Below are 2,688 nucleotides of genomic sequence, written 5' to 3' on the forward strand. Positions count from 1 at the left end.
GTTCCGCCCGCCCTCGACGGGGAAGCCGGGACCGGGGTGGACAGCGAGCGCCGGCGCGGCCGCGGCGCGGTTTCCAACGCGGCGGGCCGCTTCGAGCCGGCAGCGCGCATCCTGTTCGACGACGGCTGGCAGAGCCTCGAGGACCTGCCGCCTCTGCAAACCCAGGTGACCGAGGAGCGCGCGCGCACCGTCATCACCCGCAACCAGTCACCGGATGTGGGCTTCGACCGCTCCATCAACGCCTATCGGGGTTGCGAGCATGGCTGCATCTACTGCTTCGCCCGGCCCACCCACGCCTATCACGGCCTGTCGGCGGGCCTCGACTTCGAGACCCGGCTGTTCGTGAAGCCCGACGCGCCGGAACTGCTGGCGCGGGAATTGTCCCATCCCTCCTACCAGCCCCGCGTCATCGCCATGGGCACCAATACGGACCCTTACCAGCCCATCGAAAAGCGCTACGAGGTCACCCGTCGCATCCTCGCGGTGCTGGCGGAGTTCGGCCATCCGGTGGGCATCGTCACCAAGTCGGGGCTGGTGGCGCGCGACATCGACATCCTCGCCCCCATGGCGGAGCGGGGCCTCGTCAAGGTGGCCATCTCCATCACCACCCTCGATCCGCATCTCGCCCGCACCATGGAGCCGCGGGCCGCGAGCCCCCATGTACGGCTCGGCACCATCCGCCGGCTCGCCGAAGCCGGCATTCCCACGGCGGTGCTAACGGCCCCCCTGATCCCGGCGCTCAACGACATGGAAGTGGAGCGCATCCTCGACGCCGCCAGGGCGGCCGGCGCCAGCGAGGCGGGCTACGTCATGCTGCGCCTGCCGCTGGAGATCGCCGACCTGTTCCGCGAATGGCTGGTGACCCATTTTCCGGACAAGGCGCGGCATGTGCTCGGCCTCATCCGCCAGATGCATGGCGGCAAGGAGTATGATTCCAGTTTCGGCAAGAGGATGCGCGGCGAGGGGCCTTACGCCTGGACGGTGGGCCGCCGCTTCGAGATCGCCGCCCGGCGCCTCGGCCTCACCGGCCGCGGGCTGAAGCTGACCACCTCCCATTTCCGCCGCCCCGCGCCCGCGGGCATCCAGCTGAGCCTGTTCGACTGAAGATCCGCCGCCCTCGCCGGAAGCGGCCCCGGGGACCGGGCCGAAGTCTCCCTGCTCAGAAGTCTCCCTGCTCAAGAGCCTCTCTTGAGGACATCGCGTCGAGGCCCTCATGCCGTCAGTCCCGGATCTGCGCCTGCATCTCGTCACGCTGGGGGTGGGCGACCTTGCCCGCGCCGTCGCCTTCTATACGGCGATGGGCCTGGAGCGGCGAGACTGCGATGCGCAAGGCGTCGCCTTCTTCCTGGCCGGCCATGTGGTGCTGAGCCTGTTCCCGCGCGACCGCCTCGCCGAGGATGCGACGCTGGCGGACACGCCGCCGCAGCTCTTCCGCGGCCTGAGCCTCGCCTGCAACGTGGCCCGGGCGGAGGAGGTCGCGGAACTTCTCGCCCGGGCGGTGGCCGCCGGGGGCGGACTGGTGAAACCCGCGCAGAGCGTGTTCTGGGGCGGCACCAGCGGCTATTTCACAGATCCGGACGGCCATTTATGGGAAGTCGCGCACAACCCTTTCTTCCCGTTCGACGCCGAGGACCGCCTCACGGTCCCCGACCAGGGTTCCGCGTGACCGCCGCCCGCGCCATTCAGGGCGCGGGACGGCGCCGGCTGCCATAGGCTCGCATGAAGACGCGCACGGCGCCCTGCACCGATTTTTCCACCGCCGCGGGATCGGGCGCGTCCGGCGCACCCACAAGGGCGGGGATGGTCACACCGTCCTTGCACAGGGTGAGGAACTGGCTCGCCGCCTGTTCCACGTCCTCGATATCGAGCTCCCCCTGCTCCACCTTGGCGGCCAGATAGACCGACAGGCGGGAGATGCCCTCGCAGGGGCCGGCCTCGAAGAAACGCCGCCCGATATCGGGAAACTTCGCCGAAATGGCGATCACGGTACGCAGCAGCGCGATGCTGCTCGGCCTCAGGATGGCCTGGACAAAGGAAAAGCCGAGCTTGGTGAGGGCGGTCTCCACGTCCTCCTCCCCGGCATCCACCACGAACATGCGCTCGGCGGTCTCCTCGCACTCGCTCCCCACGAGGGCGGCGAAGAGATCCTCCTTGTTCTCGAAATAAACGTAGAGCGTGCCCTTGGAGACGCCCGCCGCGCGGGCGATGTCGCCCATGCTGGCCGCATCGAAGCCCCGCTCGAAGAACACCTCGCGCGCGCCCGCTAGGATCTGGCTGCGCTTCTCGGGATCCTGCCCCGCACCGCCGTGCGTCGCCTCCCGCGCCTCGGGATCGCGCGGCCTGAGGTCGGTGCCGCCTCCGATATCGTTCATACTCCCACGTCTCTTTCTCTTCGCGCCTTCGTTTTTGCGGGATTGCGGCAGCGGTACGCAAGCGCCGATGTGACATTCCTGCGATGCTGCCCGATCCGGTGTCATCGGCGCCACAGGACGCCGAACAAAGAAACCCGACCGAACCGTTCAGTTCTCCCTTGCCATACCCGGATGGCTCGGTTATTCATACTAACACCGAACCGAACCGTTCGGTCACTGGCGCGGTTCCGCAACCCACGCCTTGATCGAACAGGGGGAGGGGAGCAACGCCCCCGCTCTCCTCCCCCGAATTTTTCGGCCGCCCCATCCCTTGGCT

Annotated in this window: 3 protein-coding genes; 2 read left to right on the forward strand and 1 reads right to left on the reverse strand. The window is 68.5% G+C overall.

Features of this window, described 5'->3' with window-relative positions; genetic code table 11:
• Positions 1-1,104: PA0069 family radical SAM protein (locus K9U40_RS22495; protein WP_282892328.1), on the forward strand; the 1,104-nt coding region annotated here is incomplete at its 5' end.
• Between the two features lie 109 nt (positions 1,105-1,213).
• Positions 1,214-1,666 carry a VOC family protein gene (locus tag K9U40_RS22500; protein WP_282892329.1) on the forward strand — a complete coding sequence of 151 codons (453 nt, stop codon included), beginning with the start codon at positions 1,214-1,216 and terminating at the stop codon, positions 1,664-1,666.
• Positions 1,667-1,682: 16 nt separating this feature from the next.
• On the opposite strand, the gene K9U40_RS22505 is transcribed toward K9U40_RS22500, so the two are convergent.
• A complete protein-coding gene (locus K9U40_RS22505) occupies positions 1,683-2,372 on the reverse strand; it encodes a TetR/AcrR family transcriptional regulator (RefSeq protein ID WP_282892330.1) in 690 nt (229 codons plus the stop codon).
• Between the last annotated feature and the right edge of the window lie 316 nt (positions 2,373-2,688).

This window comes from Xanthobacter autotrophicus (assembly GCF_030015065.1).
Taxonomy (GTDB): Bacteria; Pseudomonadota; Alphaproteobacteria; order Rhizobiales; family Xanthobacteraceae; genus Xanthobacter; species Xanthobacter autotrophicus_D.